17 protein-coding genes and 1 riboswitch are annotated in these 17266 nt (G+C 68.2%); of the genes, 3 read left to right on the top strand and 14 right to left on the bottom strand.

Translation table 11 applies throughout. The annotated features are described in order from the left end of the window. Positions 1–55: 55 nt before the first annotated feature. Positions 56–565, bottom strand: a complete 510-nt coding sequence (locus F7O44_RS00950; protein ID WP_162448327.1) for a SixA phosphatase family protein — start codon at positions 563–565, stop codon at positions 56–58. 336 nt (positions 566–901) lie between these two features. Here F7O44_RS00950 and F7O44_RS00945 point away from each other — a divergent pair, with 336 nt between their 5' ends. Both F7O44_RS00945 and F7O44_RS00940 read left to right on the top strand, forming a co-directional pair. Further along, complete coding sequence (locus F7O44_RS00945) at positions 902–2110, top strand: alanine racemase (protein ID WP_343073820.1); 1209 nt, start codon at positions 902–904, stop codon at positions 2108–2110. A 10-nt stretch (positions 2111–2120) separates the two neighbouring features. Beyond that, positions 2121–2942 carry an MOSC domain-containing protein gene (locus F7O44_RS00940; RefSeq protein ID WP_162448326.1) on the top strand — a complete coding sequence of 274 codons (822 nt, stop codon included), beginning with the start codon at positions 2121–2123 and terminating at the stop codon, positions 2940–2942. 15 nt (positions 2943–2957) lie between these two features. On the opposite strand, the gene hisG is transcribed toward F7O44_RS00940, so the two are convergent. From hisG to rpe, 7 genes are all read right to left on the bottom strand, one after another. Next, positions 2958–3812, bottom strand: a complete 855-nt coding sequence (gene hisG / locus F7O44_RS00935) for an ATP phosphoribosyltransferase (RefSeq protein WP_162448325.1) — start codon at positions 3810–3812, stop codon at positions 2958–2960. A gap of 57 nt (positions 3813–3869) precedes the next feature. Beyond that, positions 3870–4133: a phosphoribosyl-ATP diphosphatase gene (locus tag F7O44_RS00930; RefSeq protein ID WP_162448324.1), complete on the bottom strand. Its 264-nt coding sequence runs from the start codon at positions 4131–4133 to the stop codon at positions 3870–3872. 75 nt (positions 4134–4208) lie between these two features. Further along, the gene (gene ribH, locus F7O44_RS00925) at positions 4209–4682 is read right to left on the bottom strand and encodes a 6,7-dimethyl-8-ribityllumazine synthase (protein ID WP_162448323.1); all 474 of its coding nucleotides are present in this window, start codon (positions 4680–4682) and stop codon (positions 4209–4211) included. Continuing rightward, positions 4679–5980 carry a bifunctional 3,4-dihydroxy-2-butanone-4-phosphate synthase/GTP cyclohydrolase II gene (locus tag F7O44_RS00920; protein ID WP_162448322.1) on the bottom strand — a complete coding sequence of 434 codons (1302 nt, stop codon included), beginning with the start codon at positions 5978–5980 and terminating at the stop codon, positions 4679–4681. Before F7O44_RS00920 ends, ribH begins: the two co-directional genes overlap by 4 nt. Then, complete coding sequence (locus F7O44_RS00915; RefSeq protein ID WP_162448321.1) at positions 5973–6572, bottom strand: riboflavin synthase; 600 nt, start codon at positions 6570–6572, stop codon at positions 5973–5975. Before F7O44_RS00915 ends, F7O44_RS00920 begins: the two co-directional genes overlap by 8 nt. A 4-nt stretch (positions 6573–6576) precedes the next feature. Then, on the bottom strand, positions 6577–7680 hold the full coding sequence (gene ribD, locus F7O44_RS00910) for a bifunctional diaminohydroxyphosphoribosylaminopyrimidine deaminase/5-amino-6-(5-phosphoribosylamino)uracil reductase RibD (protein WP_187361041.1): 1104 nt from the start codon (positions 7678–7680) through the stop codon (positions 6577–6579). Positions 7681–7827: 147 nt separating this feature from the next. Beyond that, positions 7828–7965, bottom strand: a riboswitch (FMN riboswitch). Between the two features lie 69 nt (positions 7966–8034). Next, positions 8035–8700 (bottom strand): ribulose-phosphate 3-epimerase, encoded by a 666-nt coding sequence (gene rpe, locus F7O44_RS00905; protein ID WP_162448319.1) that lies wholly within the window; start codon positions 8698–8700, stop codon positions 8035–8037. Between the two features lie 148 nt (positions 8701–8848). Between rpe and F7O44_RS00900 the strand changes: the two genes are divergently transcribed. Further along, entirely contained in the window at positions 8849–9403 is a 555-nt protein-coding gene (locus tag F7O44_RS00900; protein ID WP_162448318.1) for a Uma2 family endonuclease, read from the top strand. Positions 9404–9447: 44 nt separating this feature from the next. Here the strand turns inward: F7O44_RS00900 and F7O44_RS00895 are convergent, their stop codons facing one another. From F7O44_RS00895 to F7O44_RS00870, 6 genes are all read right to left on the bottom strand, one after another. Next, positions 9448–10833 (bottom strand): transcription antitermination factor NusB, encoded by a 1386-nt coding sequence (locus tag F7O44_RS00895; RefSeq protein WP_162448317.1) that lies wholly within the window; start codon positions 10831–10833, stop codon positions 9448–9450. Positions 10834–10868: 35 nt separating this feature from the next. Further along, positions 10869–11798, bottom strand: coding sequence for a methionyl-tRNA formyltransferase (gene fmt, locus F7O44_RS00890; RefSeq protein ID WP_162448316.1), 930 nt, complete (start codon positions 11796–11798; stop codon positions 10869–10871). A gap of 244 nt (positions 11799–12042) precedes the next feature. Next, entirely contained in the window at positions 12043–13176 is a 1134-nt protein-coding gene (bar, locus tag F7O44_RS00885; protein ID WP_162448315.1) for a barbiturase, read from the bottom strand. A gap of 180 nt (positions 13177–13356) precedes the next feature. Continuing rightward, positions 13357–14304 carry a carbamate kinase gene (locus F7O44_RS00880; RefSeq protein WP_162448314.1) on the bottom strand — a complete coding sequence of 316 codons (948 nt, stop codon included), beginning with the start codon at positions 14302–14304 and terminating at the stop codon, positions 13357–13359. An 80-nt stretch (positions 14305–14384) separates the two neighbouring features. Then, on the bottom strand, positions 14385–15875 hold the full coding sequence (locus tag F7O44_RS00875) for a carboxyl transferase domain-containing protein (RefSeq protein ID WP_162448313.1): 1491 nt from the start codon (positions 15873–15875) through the stop codon (positions 14385–14387). A gap of 91 nt (positions 15876–15966) precedes the next feature. Continuing rightward, positions 15967–17178 (bottom strand): CoA transferase, encoded by a 1212-nt coding sequence (locus tag F7O44_RS00870; RefSeq protein ID WP_162448312.1) that lies wholly within the window; start codon positions 17176–17178, stop codon positions 15967–15969. Positions 17179–17266 lie beyond the last annotated feature (88 nt).

The following is a 17266-nucleotide window of genomic DNA, read 5'->3' as shown; positions in this document are numbered from 1 at the left end:
TTGACCACCGAATCCGGTGGTCAACCGCCAATGATCACCGGAATCACGACGACGATCAGCCCCGCGGCACGCTGAAGGCGACGAGCCGCGCCGAGCCCGGATCGATCTCCGCCCAGCTCCCGTCCACCTCGAACACGGCGCAGGCGGCGGTGCGGTATTCCAGGCGCATGTGTGTGCGCTCCGGCACGTCGCTGGATTCGTCGTCGAGCAGATTGGCCAACGTCCCCACACCCGGATTGTGCGCGATCAGGATGGCCCGGTTGACGTCGAACGAGACACCGCGCACCAAGTCCAGCAGATCGCCCGCCCCGGCGGCGTAGGCGCTGTCGGTCACGCTCAGCTTGGGCGGTGCGTCGAGCTGGGCCGCCAGCCGCTCGTAGGTCTCGCGGGTGCGTTGCGCGCTCGAGACCAACGCGAACTCAGGCGACAGCGAGTTCTCGTACAGCCAGCGACCGACCTGCTCGGCGTCGCGCCGGCCCCGGCCGGTCAGCGGCCGTTCGTGATCCGGGACGTCGTCGGGCCAGGCTGATTTCGCGTGCCGCAACAGCATGAGAGTTCTCGACATAAAGATCAAGGCTAACCGTACGAACCCGGCAGCTCCCCTCCCGGTGATCGTCAGTGGGTTGTGGTTGCTCCCGGCGGCGCAAACCGGGCGAAAATGGCCCACCCAGCAACCACAACCCACTGACGATCACCGAGGGTGGGCGGGTGGATTCGTCATATCCGGCACATTGCCCCGCGAATCGGTGATCTCGTAGTGACCTGGACAGCGTTCGTCTGATAAGCATTCCTGGTGGAGATCAAGCTTGCAGACGAGACAACACCGCCTCCCCCGCCGGCACCCCGGCGGGACCCGGCGCCACCTGAGTCCGGTTCCGCGCCGGAGGAGCTCCAGCCGTCCATCACCAGTTCCCGCGCTGACCTGCGCCATCAGCTGAACTCGGCTACTGCGGGCTGCGATGTGCCGCTGGCGGCGATCGACATGGACGCCTGGGACGCCAACGCGGCGGACCTGGTTCGCCATGCCAAGGGCAAACCGATACGGGTCGTCAGCGCCGCGATCCGCAACCGGGCGTTGCTGCGCGACATCCTCGGCCGTGATGGCTACCAGGGCGTGCTTTCCTACACGCTCTCCGAGGCGATCTGGCTGGCCGGCACCGGGATCTGCGACGACGCGCTGGTCGCCTATCCGAGTGCCGACCGCCGGGCCATCTCGCGACTGGTCAGCGATGAACATCTGGCTGCCAGGGTGACGATCATGGTCGACGACGTCGCGCACCTGGACCTGGTCGATGCCGTCGCGGCACCTGAAGCCCGCGCCGAGCTCCGGGTCTGTCTCGATCTCGACTGCTCGTGGCAGGCGTTGCGCGGGCGTCTGCGCTTCGGGGCTCGTCGTTCTCCGCTCCGCAAACCCGACGACGTCGCGCGACTGGCCAGGGCCGTCGCTTCGCGACCGGGCTTCCGGCTCGTGGGTTTGATGGCCTACGAGTCGCAGCCGGCCGACGATCTCTGGCGCGCCAAGCGTGGCCGCATCCGCCGCAGGCTGGCCAGACTGATCCAGAAGCGCGGCGAACAGCGCCTGACCGCCCGCCGCGCCGCAGCCGTCGAGGCGGTACGCAACGTGGCCGACCTCGAGTTCGTCAACGCCGGCGGGAGCGTGTCCATCACGAGAACCGCCGATGAATCGTGTGTCACCGAACTCTCCGCGGGGTCGGCGCTTCTCGGGCCGATGCAAACAGACATAGCCGACGGATTCATGCCCCGCCCGGCGGCGTTCTTCGCATTGCCCGTGGTCCGCAGGCCCAGTGCCTCGGTGGTCACCGTCGCCGGTGGCGGATACGTCGCCAGCGGAACAGCGGGCGAGCACCAGCTGCCCACCCCCTGGCTGCCCGACGGCTTGCGACTCGCACGACATGAGGGCGCCGGGCAGACTCAGACGCCGCTACGGGGAGCCACCGCGGCCAGCCTGGCCATCGGCGATCTCGTCTGGTTCCGGCACGCGAAGGCAGGCGAGCTCGCCGAGCGGTTCGACAGCTACCATCTCGTCCGTGGCGAGCGGCTGATGGACACCGCGCCGACATACCGGGGAGACGGAAAAACCTTCATGTAATGCTGTCCGTATGCAGGTGACACATCTCAGCATCTACCCGATCAAATCCACCCAGGGTCGTCCGGCCAGCTCCTTGGCGGTCGAGCCGTGGGGTCCGGTCGATGACCGGCGTTGGATGCTGGTGGGCGAGGACGGCGCCGTGGTCACCGCGCGCGCCTTTCCGCCGCTGCTCAGCGTGACCGCCGAGCCGGGCGGACCCGGACAGGTGCGACTGCACGGACCACACGCCGAACCGCTCGACGTCGATGCCACCGGCGACGCCGAACTGATCCCGGTCAAGGTGTGGCGCAGCGAACTCAAGGCAACGCACCCGAGCCCAGCTGCCGACCGTTGGTTCAGCACGCTGATCGACCACGACGTCCGGCTGGTATGGCTGGACGATCCCACCCGGCGGCCGGTCGATCCCGAATTCGGGAAGCTCGAAGACCGGGTCAGCTTCGCCGACGGCTACCCCGTGCTCCTCGCCACCACCGCGTCGCTGCGCCAGCTCAACGACTGGATCGCCGCCGGAGCTGCCGAACGCGGGGAAGAGCCGCCTGAACCACTGGACATGCGCAGGTTCCGGCCGAACGTCGTCGTCGAGAACGACGAGCCGTTCGCCGAAGACCAATGGTCACGCGTCCGAATCGGCGACGTCGAATTCCGGGTGGCCAAGCCGTGCGACCGGTGTGTGTTGACCACCATCGACCCGGACACCCTCGTCAAGGGCAAAGAGCCGCTACGCACACTCGCTCGCTACCGCCGGTGGGACGGCAAGGTCTGGTTCGCGGTGAGCCTCATCCCCGACGGCCCCGGCACATTGAACGTCGGAGACGCGGTCACTGCGCTGTGATACCCACCGGGCGGGTCAGATGCGGCAGGCGAGGATGTCGGTGACCAGGATGGCCCGGGCACCGATCTCCCACAGCTCGTCCATCACTCGCTGCGCTTGGTCCCTCGGTACCATCGAGCGCACCGCCACCCAACCTTCGCGGTGCAGTGGTGAGACCGTCGGCGACTCGAGGCCGGGCGTCAGCTCGCTGGCTTCCTCGACCCGCTCGGCCCGGATGTCGTAGTCCATCATGACGTAGCGACGCGCCACCAGCACACCCTTGAGACGGCGCAGCAACTGCTCGGTGCCCGGCGCGGAGTCACCGTCGGCACGGGTGACCAGCACCGCCTCGGACTTCAGGATCGGCTCGCCGACCAGCTCCAGGCCGGCCTGACGCAACGTCGTTCCGGTTTCGACGACGTCGGCGATGATGTCGGCGACACCGAGTTGAACCGCCGTCTCCACCGCACCGTCGAGCTTGATCACCTCAGCGTCGATACCGCGATCGCGGAGATACGAGTCGAGCAGACCGGCATACGACGTCGCCACCCGTTTGCCGTTGAAATCGGCGAGCTGGTCGGCCGTTCCCGGCCTGGCGGCGAACCGGAACGTCGAGCCGGCGAAGCCGAGCGGGAGCAACTCGCGGGCCGGCGCGTGTGAGTCGAGCAGCAGGTCACGCCCGGTGATACCCACATCGAGGGTCCCGGATCCGACATATACCGCGATGTCGCGCGGGCGCAGGAAGAAGAACTCGACGTTGTTCTCCGGATCGCTCAGGACCAGCTCCCGGCCGCCGTCCTGGCGCTGCCGGTATCCGGCCTCGCGGAGCATCTCGGCCGCTGGCTCGGCCAGCGATCCTTTGTTGGGCACAGCTATACGCAGGGTATTCATGTGAGTTTGTCTCTCTGGGTCCGTGGTTGACCAGCGTCCGTGTCAGAGCACAGAGCGCTAGAGCTTCGCGTAGACGTCGTCGAGGGTGAGGCCGCGAGCCAGCATCAGCACCTGGACGTGGTACAGGAGCTGCGAGATCTCTTCGGCGGCACGCTCGGCACTCTCATGCTCGGCGGCCATCCACGCTTCGGCGGCTTCCTCGACGACCTTCTTGCCCACATGATGGACGCCCTGATGCACCGCCTGCACCGTGCCCGAACCGGGCGCATCGGACTCCACCTTGGCGGACAATTCGGCCCACAGGCCTTCGAAGCTCTTCACGTGCGCTTATCCTACGCGACCCTTCCCCATGATCATGAACACTAGTTGACCGTATTGGTCAAGAGGTGTTCATGATCATGGGGAGAGGGGGCGGAGGGTGAGGGCGGTGGCGACGGCGGCCTGCGCGGCCTCGCGGCCCTTGTCCTCCTTGGAACCCTCCAGGCCCGAGCGGTCCAACGCCTGTTCCTCGGTGTCACAGGTCAGCACCCCGAAGCCCACCGGAACACCGGTGTCGACGGAAACCCGCGTCAACCCGTCGGTGGCCGCCTGGCAGACGTACTCGAAGTGCGGTGTGCCGCCACGGATCACCACGCCCAGGGCGACGACGGCGTCGTATCCGGCACGCGCGCAGTGCGCCGCCGCCACCGGCAACTCGAACGACCCCGGGACCCGGACCAGCGACGGCTCCGCCACGCCGGCTTCCTTCAAAGCCGACAGCGCGCCGTCGACCAGTCCGTCCATCACCTTCTGATGCCACTGTGCCGCGACAACCGCCACTCGCAGTCCACGTCCGTCCAGGCTCAGTGCCGGTGCGCCTTCTCCGCTCACGTCAGGTTTCCTTCCAATTCATCCGTCGCGGACAGCTCGACGTCCGAGCCGCCCTGTTCGATGTCGGCCGCCGGCTGGCCATCCAACCCCGGCAGGTCATGCCCGAGCCGGTCCCGCTTGGTGCGCAGGTAGCGGAGGTTCTCCGGCTGTGGGGTGACCGGCAGCCCGACGCGCTCGGCGACGTCCAGCCCGTAGCCCTCGATCCCGGTCAGCTTGGCCGGATTGTTCGTCATCAAGGCCAGAGACCGGACGCCGAGATCGGCCAGGATCTGTGCACCGACGCCGTAGTCGCGGGCATCGGCCGGCAGACCGAGCTCGATGTTGGCATCGACCGTGTCATGGCCGTTGTCCTGCAGCTCGTAGGCCTGCAGCTTGTGCGCCAGGCCGATCCCCCGTCCCTCGTGGCCGCGCAGATAGACGACGACGCCGCGGCCAGCCTTCGCCACCGCGGCAAGAGCCGCTTGCAGCTGCGGGCCGCAATCACAGCGCAGCGAGCCGAACGCATCACCGGTCAGGCACTCGGAATGGATCCGGGCGAGCACCGGGTCGTCGCCGGAGAGCTCCCCCTTGACCAGCGCCAGATGCTCACCGCCGCCCACCAGGTCGCGATAGCCGTAGGCGCGGAAGTCTCCGTGCATCGTGGGCAGCCGCGTGGTGGCGATCCGTTCGACCTGGCGCTCGGTGCGCTGCCGGTACCGGATCAGGTCGGCGATGGAGATCATCGCGAGGCCGTGCTCGTCGGCGAACTCGCGCAGCGCCGGGGCCCGCATCATCGAGCCGTCGTCGTGCACCACCTCGCAGAGCACCGCCGCCGGGGAGAACCCGGCGAGCCGGGCCAGATCCACGCCGGCCTCGGTGTGCCCGGCGCGGCGCAGCACCCCGCCCTCCTTGGCCCGCAACGGGAACACGTGGCCGGGCCGGGTGAGCTCGTACGCTTCCGTGGCCGAATCGGCCAGCACCTTCGCGGTGTGCGCTCGGTCCGATGCGGAGATACCGGTGCTGACGCCGTGCCGGGCATCCACCGAGACCGCGTATGCGGTCCCCTTGCGGTCCTCGTTCACGGCCGTCATCGGCGGCAGTTTGAGGCGGTCGAGTTCCGAGCCGATCATCGGCACACAGATCACACCCGACGAGTACCGGATCGTGAAACCCATCAGTTCCGGGGTGGCCCGGGCAGCCGCGAAGATGAGGTCGCCCTCGTTCTCCCGGTCTTCATCGTCCACGACGACGACGGCCCGCCCCGCGGCGATCTCCTTGATCGCACGCTCGACCGAGTCGAGCTGGATCGCTTCACCCATGCTGCTGCCCTTCAACGAGACGTTCGACGTACTTGGCGATGACATCGACTTCGAGATTGACCTCATGACCCGGCTCCCGGGAGCCGAGGGTGGTCAGCTCCAGCGTCGTGGGGATCAGACTGACCTCGAACCAGTCGGAGCCGACGCCGGACACCGTCAGTGAAACGCCGTCGACGGCGATCGAACCTTTCTCGACGACGTACCGGCTCACGGCCTCCGGCAGGGCGAAGCGCACGACGTCCCACCGGTCCCCCGGTGTTCTGCTCCGCACCACACCGACCGCGTCGACGTGACCCTGCACGATGTGCCCGCCCAGGCGGTCGCTGGCCTTGACGGCACGTTCGAGGTTCACCGGATCGTCGGGCCGCAACCGGCCCAGCGCCGAGCGGTGCAGCGTTTCGGGCATGACGTCGACGGTGAACGAACCCGCGTCCACATCGATGACGGTGAGACACACGCCGTTCACGGCGATCGACGCCCCATGGACGGCGTCGGACGTCACGAGCGGGCCACGCAACGTCAGCTGGGCCGACTCTTCGGTGGATTCGAGCTTGACGACGGTGCCGAGCTCCTCGACGATTCCGGTGAACATCTATTCAACCCTCCTGGCTGGTGCTGACGTGCAGCACAGCACCGGTGTGCGGTTCGTTGCCGTCGACGTCGACGGCGGTGGTATCGGAGCGCGGGACGGCGACCAGCCGGAGGTCGCGGCCCACGGTGGCCACATCGGTCAGCTCAAGGCGAATCGCGGCGTTGATGGTGTCGACACCCGCTTCGGCGAGCGCATTCGGTCCGGCACCGAGCAGCGTCGGCGCCACGTAGCCGATCACGCGGTCGATCAAGCCTGCGCGCCAGAATGCACCAGCCAACGTGGGTCCCCCTTCCAGCAACAGGTAGCGCTGTCCTCGATCGAACAGCGCGGTCACGAGCTTCGACAGGTTGACGCCGCCGTCCACCGTGGCGCCGACCTCGTCGGCGGTGGCTATCCAGGTGGGTGCGCTCGCATCCCTGACCCGGGCCGATGCCGGCGTCCGGCCCGTCGAGTCGACGACCACGCGCAACGGCTGTGTGTCGTAGGGCAGCAGGGCCTCGCCGTCGCGGGCGGTGAGCTGGGGGTCGTCGGCGACGACGGTCCCGACTCCGGCCACGATCGTGTCGACGGCCGCCCGCAGCCGGTGCACCTCGGCGCGCGCTTGCGGACCGGTGATCCAGCGGCTGGTGCCGTCCGCGGCGGCGCTGCGCCCATCCAGCGTCGCGGCGTACTTCCACACGACGAACGGACGTCCGGTGCGGTACGGCGTGAGCCAGCGCGTGTTGACCGCCGCCGCTTCGTCGGCCAGCACACCGGACTCGACGTCCAGGCCGTGTGCACGCAGGGCTGACGCTCCGCCGGCCGCGACGGGATTGGGATCGGAGACGGCGAAGACCACGCGGGCGATTCCGGCGTCGGCGAGGGCAGTTGCACAGGGCCCAGTGCGTCCCGAGTGAGCACATGGTTCGAGCGTGACGACGGCGGTGCCGCCCCGGGCACGATCCCCGGCGGCACGCAGGGCAACGACTTCGGCGTGCGGACCACCGGGGCGCTGATGCCAGCCCTCACCGGCGACATTGCCGTCCGCGTCCAGGATGACGCAGCCCACGTCCGGGTTGGGGGGCGTGGTGTCCTGCGAGCGTGAAGACAGCTCGATAGCACGGCGCATAGCCGCGTTCTCGGTGTGGTTAGCCACCGGAGCTCCTCCTTGCTCGACTGCCGAGCATGCTCCGGGGCGAGGGTCGCCAAAGCGACAAACCGGACATCGGTCGACTCCGCGGACTCGCCTGGCGAATACCGCTTCACCGAGATGTCCTCGCGCACTGCCTCCCATCCGGACTTTAACCGTCGGTTCCGGAATTTCACCGGATCAACCGGCCGCCTCGTCGAGACAGCGACCGGGTCGCGGACTATCACCGCCGGTTCGGAGTTTCACCGACCCCGGAGCACGCGTGGTTCTCTGTTGGCAGTGTAACCGCCGATATCGCGAGGATGTTCCCGGTAGACCGTGACGATTCCCACGTCACTGATGAGCAGCGGCTGTCGCCAGCTCCCGAAGTTCGTCAACGGCCGCCGCGGCGTCGTCGGCGCCGTAGACGGCCGAGCCGGCAACGAACACGTCGGCGCCCGCGTCGGCACAGCGTTCGATCGTGTCTTTGGATACTCCGCCGTCGACCTGGATCCAGATGTCCAGCCCCGACCGGCTGACCATGTCCCGAGCCCGACGGATTTTCGGCAGGCACATGTCGAGGAAGGCCTGCCCACCGAATCCTGGTTCGACGGTCATGACCAGCAGCATGTCGATCTCGGCCAGCAGGTCCTCGAACGGTTCCACCGGCGTCGCCGGCTTGAGCCCGACCCCCGCCCGCGCCCCCTGTTTGCGAATCTCGCGGGCCAACCGGATCGGGGCGGCGGCCGCCTCCGCGTGGAACGTCACGTTGTGGGCGCCCACCTCCGCGAAAGCCGGAGCCCAGCGGTCTGGGTCTTCGATCATCAGGTGGCAGTCCACGGGCAGGCTGGTGCGCTTCAGGATGGCCTCGACCACCGGAAGCCCGAGCGTCAGGTTCGGCACGAAGTGGTTGTCCATGACATCGACATGGACAAGATCCGCGGTGTGAATGCGCTGTATCTCGGTTTCGAGGTTGGCGAAGTCAGCGGACAAGATGCTCGGAGCGATCTGGATTCCCACGAGCACCCAGCGTAGATGCTCACTCTCTCCACAACGGTCAGGGACGCGGTCAGCGCGCCCCGTATTCATCGAGATCGGCCTGTGGCCAACCCGATCTGGACCCTTGATCGCTGTCATGCTTGTGCGATCAACCCCTTGGGGAGGCACAATGACAGCTATGGCGGTGATGCCCCGTGTGTCGGACGACTGGACGGTCGACGACCTCGAACACCTACCCGACGACGGCCTGCAGTACGAGCTCGTCGACGGGATGTTGATAGTGAGCCCAGCACCGGCCCCGGTCCATCAAGAGGTGGTCAGTGAACTCTGCGCGCAACTTCGGGCCGTGTGCCCGAAGCATCTGAAGGCTCTAGTCGCACCGCTCGATTGGCAGCCCGATCGGCACACCTCGCTCCAGCCAGACGTGCTCGTGGTCGATCGATCGAATATCGGAGAGAAGAACATCAGCCGACCACTCGCCCTCGCTGTCGAGGTGCTCTCCCCAAGCACGCGGCGCAAGGACCGGGTGCTGAAGTTCTCCAAGTACGCCGACGCGGGCGTGTCCTCGTACTGGGTCGTCGACCCGGCGGAACCGTCCATCGAGACGTACAACCTGGTCGACGGCGCGTACACCGACGCTGGACGAGCCCAGGGCGCTGAATCGCTCAGCCTGGACCGGCCCTTTCCGATCACCATCACACCGGCCAGCCTCATCGACCTCTGAATCCGCGCGCCGGTAGATCCGCGTTCAATTGCCCCGCCGCGACGTCACTTCCGGCGTAGCAGCGCCAGGTACATCGCATCGGTACCGTGCACGTGCGGCCACAACTGAACGTCCGGGCCGTCGCCCAGATCCGGCACGCCGGGCAGATACGGCCGGGCGTCCACCCGCTCCGCATCGCCGCGGCTCTTCAGCACGTCGTCGACGACGGTCACCGTCTCCGCCAGATGCGGCGAGCACGTCACGTAGGCGACAATGCCTCCCGGGCGGACCGACCGGATGCCTGCGTCCAGCAACGAGATCTGCAGCCGGCGCAACGGTCCCACATCGGCCGACTGCCTGCGCCAACGCGCTTCGGGCCGACGGCGCAACGCCCCGAGACCGGTGCACGGCGCGTCGAGCAGCACCCGGTCGAAGTCTTCTTCGGGCCACGGCGGGTCAGTGGCGTCGGCGACGAGCACCTCGTGTTCGCCCGGATCACCGCGTAGTGCTTGCTCGACCAGTCTGGCGCGGTGCTCGTGTTTCTCGACGGCCAGCAGCTGGGCGCCGGGACCGGCCGTCAGACCGGCCAAGAGCGCGGCTTTGCCACCGGGCCCGGCACACATGTCGAGCCAGCGCTCGTCCGGGCCGCTGATCTCGACCCGGCTCAGGGCCACGGTCACCAGTTGGCTGCCCTCGTCCTGCACCCCGGCTCGACCGGCACGCACAGCGGCCAGCTTGCCCGGGTCGCCCGAGACCAAGGTCGCGCCGTACGGCGACCACCTAGCTGGCTGCGCTCCGGCGCTGACCAGCTCTTCGACGTCGCCACGCCCGGGCCGTACCGCCAGGGCAACCGGGGCCGGCTCGTTGTCGGCGATCAGCGCCGCCTCGAGCGCTTCGGCGTCGCCGCGCAGGGCATCGGAGAAGGCGCGGACTATCCAGGCTGGATGCCCGTGCCGGAAGGCGAGGTAACCGGCGAGGTCAGTTTCGCGAGGCGGTGCGAGCTGCTCGGCCCACCCATCCAGGTCCTGCTCGCCCACGCGCCGCAGCACCGCGTTGGCGAACTTGGCCGCGCCCTCGTGGACATGGGTGCGCACCAGATCGACGGTGGTAGACACGGCGGCGTGTGGTGGCACCCGGGTGGACAACAGCTGATGAGCCCCGAGGCGCAACGCGTCGATCACGGGTGGATCCAGATCGGCCAGCGAACGCCCGGCGCAGGTCTGCACGATCTGGTCGTACGTGCCTGTTGAGCGCAAGGTGCCGTAGGTGAGTTCAGTGGCGAAGGCGGCGTCGCGAGCGTTGACGCCGCGTTCCCGGAGCAGCTCCGGAAGAACCAGATTCGCGTAGGCTTCGTCGTCGTTCACCGCGCGCAGCGCGTCGAACGCAACGGTGCGGGCCAGGTCCGCGCGCTCGCCGGCGTCGCGACGTCCTCCCTGGCGAGAACCGCTCACCCGGCGCTCGCCTGCCGCGCGACGTTTCGGCCGGCTCACGCGCCCAGCCGCTCTCCGGCTTCGGGCCGGACACCGCGTGCCCAGTCCGAAGCCGCCATGGCGCGCTTACCTTGAGGCTGGACGTCGCCGAGCACCACGGGATGGCTTCCGGTTCCTACCCGAACCCCGGACTTCTCGACAAGCAACTCTCCTGCCGGAATAGGTTCCCGGCCGCGTTCCATCGTGACGGGCCCGAGTTTGAGGCGCTCTCCGCGAAACGTGGTCCATGCTCCCGGCGCCGGTGTGCACGCCCGGATCAGTCGATCGATTCGAAGCGCGGGCACGGTCCAGTCGAGGGCGGCGTCGTCCACGGTGAGTTTGGGTGCGTGGGAGACACCGTCGGCGGGCTGGGGTTCCGGGCGCAGACTGCCGTCCTCGATCCCGTCGAGAGTGTGAACGAGCAGCTGGGAACCCGATCGCGCCAGCCGGTCCAGCAGGTCGCCACTGGTGTCCGTAGGCCTGACCTGCTCGGTGACCAGCCCGTACACCGGCCCGGTGTCCAGGCCTTCCTCGAGCCGGAACGTACACGCGCCGGTGAGGTCGTCACCGTTGAGCACGGCGTGTTGCACCGGAGCGGCCCCACGCCAAGCCGGCAGCAGCGAGAAGTGCAGATTGACCCAGCCATGTGTCGGCACGTCGAGTGCTGAGCGCGGAATCAACCCGCCGTAGGCGACCACCGGCGCGCAGTCCGGCGCCAGCGCGTTCAGCCGGTCGATGAACTCCGGGTCCCGCGGCTTCGCCGGCTTGAGAACCTCGATGCCGGCCTCCTCCGCGACCTGCGCCACCGGGCTGGGGCTGACCTTGCGGCCGCGTCCGGAACGCGCATCAGGCCGGGTCAGCACCGCCACCACGTCGTGGTTCGAGGACAGGATCGCCCGCAGCGACGGCACGGCGACATCCGGGGTACCGGCAAACAGAACACGCACTGGATACAGACCTCCTCACGGTGACAGCCACGACTCTTTCACAGTCTCCGCGCCGCACCGCGCACCGGTCCACCGCACCTGCCGCGCCCGTCTCGCCAACCGGCAAGAGGCGCCCGGCGACGCCGCCGTTCGTTGGCAGCCACACCCCTTTCGACACTCGGTGACGTAAACGCCAACAGTTGACCTCTACGTCACCGAACTCACAAGGATGTCTGTGTACTCACGCCGTGCCCGGCTGCCGTGACTACTCGCCGCGGTACCCCGTCGGCTCGTCTCCCAGATCGACGATGGCAGCGACCGGTCCGCCGCCCTCTGGGCCCTGATGTGCTGCCGAGACCGAGACGAACACCGCGGGATCACCGGTGACGGCGGCCGAGACGCCGCCCACGGCAGCCTTGATCTGGCGGTGCCAATGCACGTCGGAATCGTCGAGCATCGCGTTGCGCCGGCCACGTACCGTGCCGTCCTGGCTGGCCTCACATTTGAGAAAGACATTGACGAGCCGGCCGTCGAGGTCACTCGGGTGGGGCCGCTCCGGCAGCTCGAGGCCGGCGTCGCGGATCGCGTTCCAGATGCCGTCGGCGTCCAATGCGTCCTTCATGACACTATGCCCGATCCGGTAGCGGCCGCCGACGCCGCGCGCGTTGCCCACGACGACGACCTGCGCCTGGTCGAGCTCCACCCCGGACGAGCAGGACGCGACCGCAGAATACAGCTCACGGTTGTGCATGACGTCGGCGTCGGTAGGCATCTCGATCTCCCCGAGCGCCACCGCGACACCCAGCGCGGTAGAACCGTTGGACAGGTCCATCGACTCGTGAGTGTGCTCGGTCCAGACCGTCTTGCCGCGGGCTTTGGCATCGCGGATGGTGTGGATGGTGAGCAGCGGGGTCTTGGTCTGCACATAGTGGACGTCGGCCGGATCGGTGATACCGGCGCGTTTCATCGCGACCTCGACGGCCGCGGAGACCTTCTCGACCATGCCGATACGGCCGATCTCCTCGGGCAACAGGACGTCGCTCATCGCGAATCCGACGGTCAGCCGAGGTTCGTCAGTGGGTTCGACCTGCTCCGCGGGCACGGTCGCGAAGATCGTCGCGTGCGGGCTGATAATGCCGTCGGTGCCGCCCGACCACACGATGGGAACCTGCTTGGCCTCGTCCGCGGTTCGGGTTCCTCTTTCGACGAGGACGTCGCGGAACGCCCGATCAGCGATGATCCGGGTGTAGTCGTTCACCCCGCCGTTGCCTTCGGTCTTGCCGACGACGGCGATGACCCGGTCCGCGTCGAGGACACCGGCATCGATCAGCTCGGTCAGCCCAGAGGCGTCACTGACGTGCTTGATAGCAACTTTGCGGACTTCGATCGGCTCAGGCATTCCCGGCCACACCTCCTCGGCTTCACCGCGTGACTCGTGTGGACCCACGTAGACCGGCGGTGCTCAAACGACTATTCGGTGCGTCGAGCCTAGGGATGCGACCAGGCGCATCACGACGGTGACGCTTGCCCAAACAGCAGCCTAGTTTCGGCAGGTATCGCCGACCAGCCCTGCTGAACTCTAAGCGGTGGCCGCGGCAGCGACCACTACGGTGCCAGCTTCGTCGCGCACAGCGTCGGCGATACGGTCCAGCGATGTGATCACGGCACGCTGCCCTCCGTGCTCCACGAAGCGGCAACATGCCTCGACCTTCGGCCCCATACTGCCGCCGGCGAAATGGCCTTCGTCGGCATAGCGGCGCATCGTCGCGACATCGACTGTGCCCAGCGCCTCCGCCTCGGGCGTGCCGAAACGTAACACCGCGTGGGCGACATCGGTGGCGATGACCAGCGTGTCGGCTCCTAGGCTGCGGGCGAGCAACGCCGCGCCGAGATCCTTGTCGATCACCGCTTCCACCCCGTGGATCTCGCCGTCGGGAGCACGCACCACCGGGATGCCGCCACCGCCGTTGGCGACGACAACGAACCCGGCTGCCACCAGGGCGGTCACCGCGGGGCCGTCGAGAATCTCGAGTGGTTCCGGGCTAGCTACCACCCGGCGCCACCCGCGCTCGCCCCGGTCTTCCCAAACCTGGCCGTGTTCGATCAGCACCTGAGCCTCGGCTTGCGGCAAGTAGCGCCCGATGGGCTTGGTGGGCGTGGTCAGTCCTGGATCGTGCGCGTCCACGCGGGTGCGCGTGACCACCGCGGCGACCCGCCGGCGCACGCCGCGGTCGGTCAGGGCCCGTTCCAGTGCGTTGACCAGGATGAACCCGATAGTCCCCTGCGTCTGGGCCCCGCACCAGTCGAGTGGCACGGGCGGCACCACTGGTGCCGCGAGCTCGTTCTTGACCAGCAGGTTTCCCACTTGTGGGCCGTTGCCGTGTGTCAGGGCGACGTCGTAGCCATCAGCTACGAGGTCGGCGACCGGCTGCATGGCTTCGGTGACGGCCTTGATCTGATCCCCAGGACGAGCACTGCCGTCCGGGGCGGTCATGGCATTCCCGCCCAAGGCAACGAGCACGCGCACGCCAGCACCTCCTCTTTCACTAGTTCCTTCCCCATGATCATGAACACTTGACGACCAATATGGTCACCAAGTGTTCATGATCACCTGCCGAGACGACGGTAGCGCTTCAGCCGGCCGGCCCTACGCACGGCGGGATCCGCTTCCAGCAACCGCACCAATTCATACTGCAAGACCTGAGCCGTGCGCCGGCAGAACTCATCCGGTTCGTCCGCGGCGTCGTCGTGCTCGGCGATGATCCGGTCGACGATCCCGTCGCGCAGCAGATCCAGCGACCGGACGCCCTGTTCGGCGGCGATCTCGGCGGCACGCTCGGTGGTCCGGTACATGATGGCACTGGCGCCCTCCGGCGGCAGCGGCGACAGCCAGGCATGCTGGGCGGCGAGCACCCGGTCCGCCGGGACCAGAGCCAGCGCGCCACCGCCGGTGCCCTCGCCCAGCAGCAGGCACAGAGTAGGCGCCCGCAGGCCGATCAGCTCGGCCAGCGAGCGGGCGATCTCGGCGGCCATCCCCCGCTCTTCGGCCGCCTTCGACAACGCCGCTCCAGGGGTGTCGATGATGCTGACCAACGGCAGCCCGAGCTCGTCGGCGAGGCGCATGCCGCGGCGAGCCTCGCGCAGCGCACCGGGCCCCATGGGACCGGCCAGCTCCTGATTGCGGCGGTCTTGCCCGAGGACCACACACGGCGCTCCGCCGAAGCGCGCGAGGGCCAGCAGCAAACCCGGGTCCCGCTCCCCTTCACCGGTGCCGTTGAGGGTGATGATGTCGCTGGCCGCCACCCGAAGCAGCTGGCGCACACCCGGACGCTCCGGGCGGCGCGATCTGGTCACCGATTCCCAGGCCGGGATATCAGCGAGAGGTTCCTTCGGCAGCTCCGGCACCTGCGGCAACCCTTCGCGCGGCGCCATGAGCACGGTCAACGCGCGATCGGCGATCTCAGCCAACTGCTCCGGCGGCAGCACGGCGTCCAGGAGTCCGTGAGCGTACAGGTTCTCGGCCACCTGCACGCCCTCGGGGAACGGCTGATCGTAGAGGGCCTGGTAGACCCGTGGCCCGAGAAACCCGATCAAGGCGCCAGGCTCCCCCACCGTGACGTGCCCGAGCGATCCCCACGACGCCAGCACGCCTCCGGTGGTGGGATCACGCAGGTACACCAGGAAGGGCAGTCCGGCGGACTTGTGCGCGCTGACCGCGGCGGTGATCTTCAGCATCTGGACGAACGCGAGAGTCCCCTCCTGCATCCGGGTGCCACCGGACACCGGGGCCGCGAGCAGCGGCAACCCCTCCGCGGTGGCGCGCTCGATACCGGCGGTGAGCCGTTCGGCGGCGGCCACCCCGATCGAACCGCCCAGGAAGCCGAACTCGCAGGCGGCAACCGCTACCCGTCGTCCCCGTAGCCGGCCTTCACCGGTGATGACGGCCTCGTCCAGGCCGGTACGCTCGCGGGCCGCGGCCAGTTCCTCCGCGTACCTGCCCTCGGCCCGCACATCTATCGGCGCGGAGTCCCACCGAGCGAACGAGCCGTTGTCCAGAACCAGATCAACGAGCTCCAGGGCACCGCGCCGATTCGTCATGGACACCACGCTCCCCCACCACACTGATGTTGATCATGGGCGGATGGCACCTTCTCGGACCGGTGAAGGTCACATCTGGCCATGATCAACGCTAGGACGGGTCGGCTGAGTCGAGTTCGTCCAGCCATTGCCGGACACTCTCGTTGTGCTCGCCCAGCAGCGGCGGAGCAGCGTGACCGCGCGGGAGTTCGCCGTCGAAGCGCAGCGGCGGACCGGGTAGCTGCGCCCGGCCGAGCACCGGGTGTTCGACGTCGATCAGCAACCCTTGCGAGCGAGTCTGGTCCCACTCGTACACCTCGTCCAGCGAACGAACTTTGCCGCTCGCGATACCGGCCTTGTCCAGCAGCGTCAGCCAGTGGTCAGTGGAAGCGGTGGCGAACACCCGCTCGATCTCCTCGATCAGCTCGTGGCGGTGTTGCACCCGCAGAGCATTCGTCGCGTACCGCGGATCAGCCGGATCGATGCCGACGACGCCGGCGAAGGCTCGCCATTGAACCTCGCTGCCGACCGCCACTTGCAGGGCGCCGTCGGCGGCGTTGAACAAGCCGTACGGCACGATGGCCGCATGGTGATTGCCGCTGCCCTGCGGGACTTCACCGGCGACGGTCCACCGGGTGCCCTGAAAGGCGTGTACGCCCACCACCGATGCCAGCAATGACGTGCGCACCACCCGCCCACGGCCGGTGCGTTCCCGCTCCAGCAGGGCTGCCAGCACACCGTTGGCCCCGTACATGCCGGCCAGCAGATCCGCGATGGGCACGCCGACCTTCATGGGGGCACCGGGCTCGCCGGTGATACTCATCAGCCCGGCCTCGCCCTGGGCGATCTGGTCGTAGCCGGCCCGCCCAGCCGCCGGGCCGTCGTGACCGAAACCGGTGATGGACAGGATCACCAGGCCCGGGTTGATCTCATGCAACTGCTCGACGCTGAAACCGAAGCGGTCGAGGACGCCGGTGCGGAAGTTCTCCACCAGGACGTCGGCCTGCCGGATCAGCCGGGTCAGGAACTGCTGGCCTTCCGCGCTTTTCAGATCCGCGGTGACCGATTCCTTGTTGCGGTTGCACGACATGAAATACGTCGAGACCTGTGTGTCGGCGGAGCCGGCGAACGGCGGCCCCCAACCGCGCGAATCGTCGCCGTGTCCGGGGGCCTCGACCTTGATCACCCGGGCGCCGAGGTCGCCGAGCATCATGCCCGCGTGCGGGCCGGCCAGCGCCCGCGACAGGTCGACGACGACGTACCCGGCCAACGGCCGGTCAGCCGCGCCGGCCTGGCCCTCTGCTGTGTGCTCGGTGTGGTTCACCGGTCACCTCCGCGAAGTGTGGTCGAGCCGAGATCAAACCGTTCTGTACCTGCTGGCAGATTACGGCCAGGGGGACGAGAGCCGGCCA

It is taken from the genome of Phytoactinopolyspora mesophila (assembly GCF_010122465.1).
GTDB classification, from domain to species: Bacteria; Actinomycetota; Actinomycetes; order Jiangellales; family Jiangellaceae; genus Phytoactinopolyspora; species Phytoactinopolyspora mesophila.
This window is presented reverse-complemented; position numbering and strand designations above follow the sequence as displayed.

Bases quoted from the DNA above. Each gene is read 5' to 3' on its own strand.
- F7O44_RS00950 (WP_162448327.1), bottom strand. From the start codon at position 565: ATGTCGAGAACTCTCATGCTGTTGCGGCACGCGAAATCAGCCTGGCCC.
- F7O44_RS00940 (WP_162448326.1), top strand. From the start codon at position 2,121: ATGCAGGTGACACATCTCAGCATCTACCCGATCAAATCCACCCAGGGT.
- hisG (WP_162448325.1), bottom strand. From the start codon at position 3,812: ATGAATACCCTGCGTATAGCTGTGCCCAACAAAGGATCGCTGGCCGAG.
- F7O44_RS00920 (WP_162448322.1), bottom strand. From the start codon at position 5,980: ATGGGTGAAGCGATCCAGCTCGACTCGGTCGAGCGTGCGATCAAGGAG.
- F7O44_RS00915 (WP_162448321.1), bottom strand. From the start codon at position 6,572: ATGTTCACCGGAATCGTCGAGGAGCTCGGCACCGTCGTCAAGCTCGAA.
- ribD (WP_187361041.1), bottom strand. From the start codon at position 7,680: ATGCGCCGTGCTATCGAGCTGTCTTCACGCTCGCAGGACACCACGCCC.
- F7O44_RS00900 (WP_162448318.1), top strand. From the start codon at position 8,849: ATGACAGCTATGGCGGTGATGCCCCGTGTGTCGGACGACTGGACGGTC.
- bar (WP_162448315.1), bottom strand. From the start codon at position 13,176: ATGCCTGAGCCGATCGAAGTCCGCAAAGTTGCTATCAAGCACGTCAGT.
- F7O44_RS00875 (WP_162448313.1), bottom strand. From the start codon at position 15,875: ATGACGAATCGGCGCGGTGCCCTGGAGCTCGTTGATCTGGTTCTGGAC.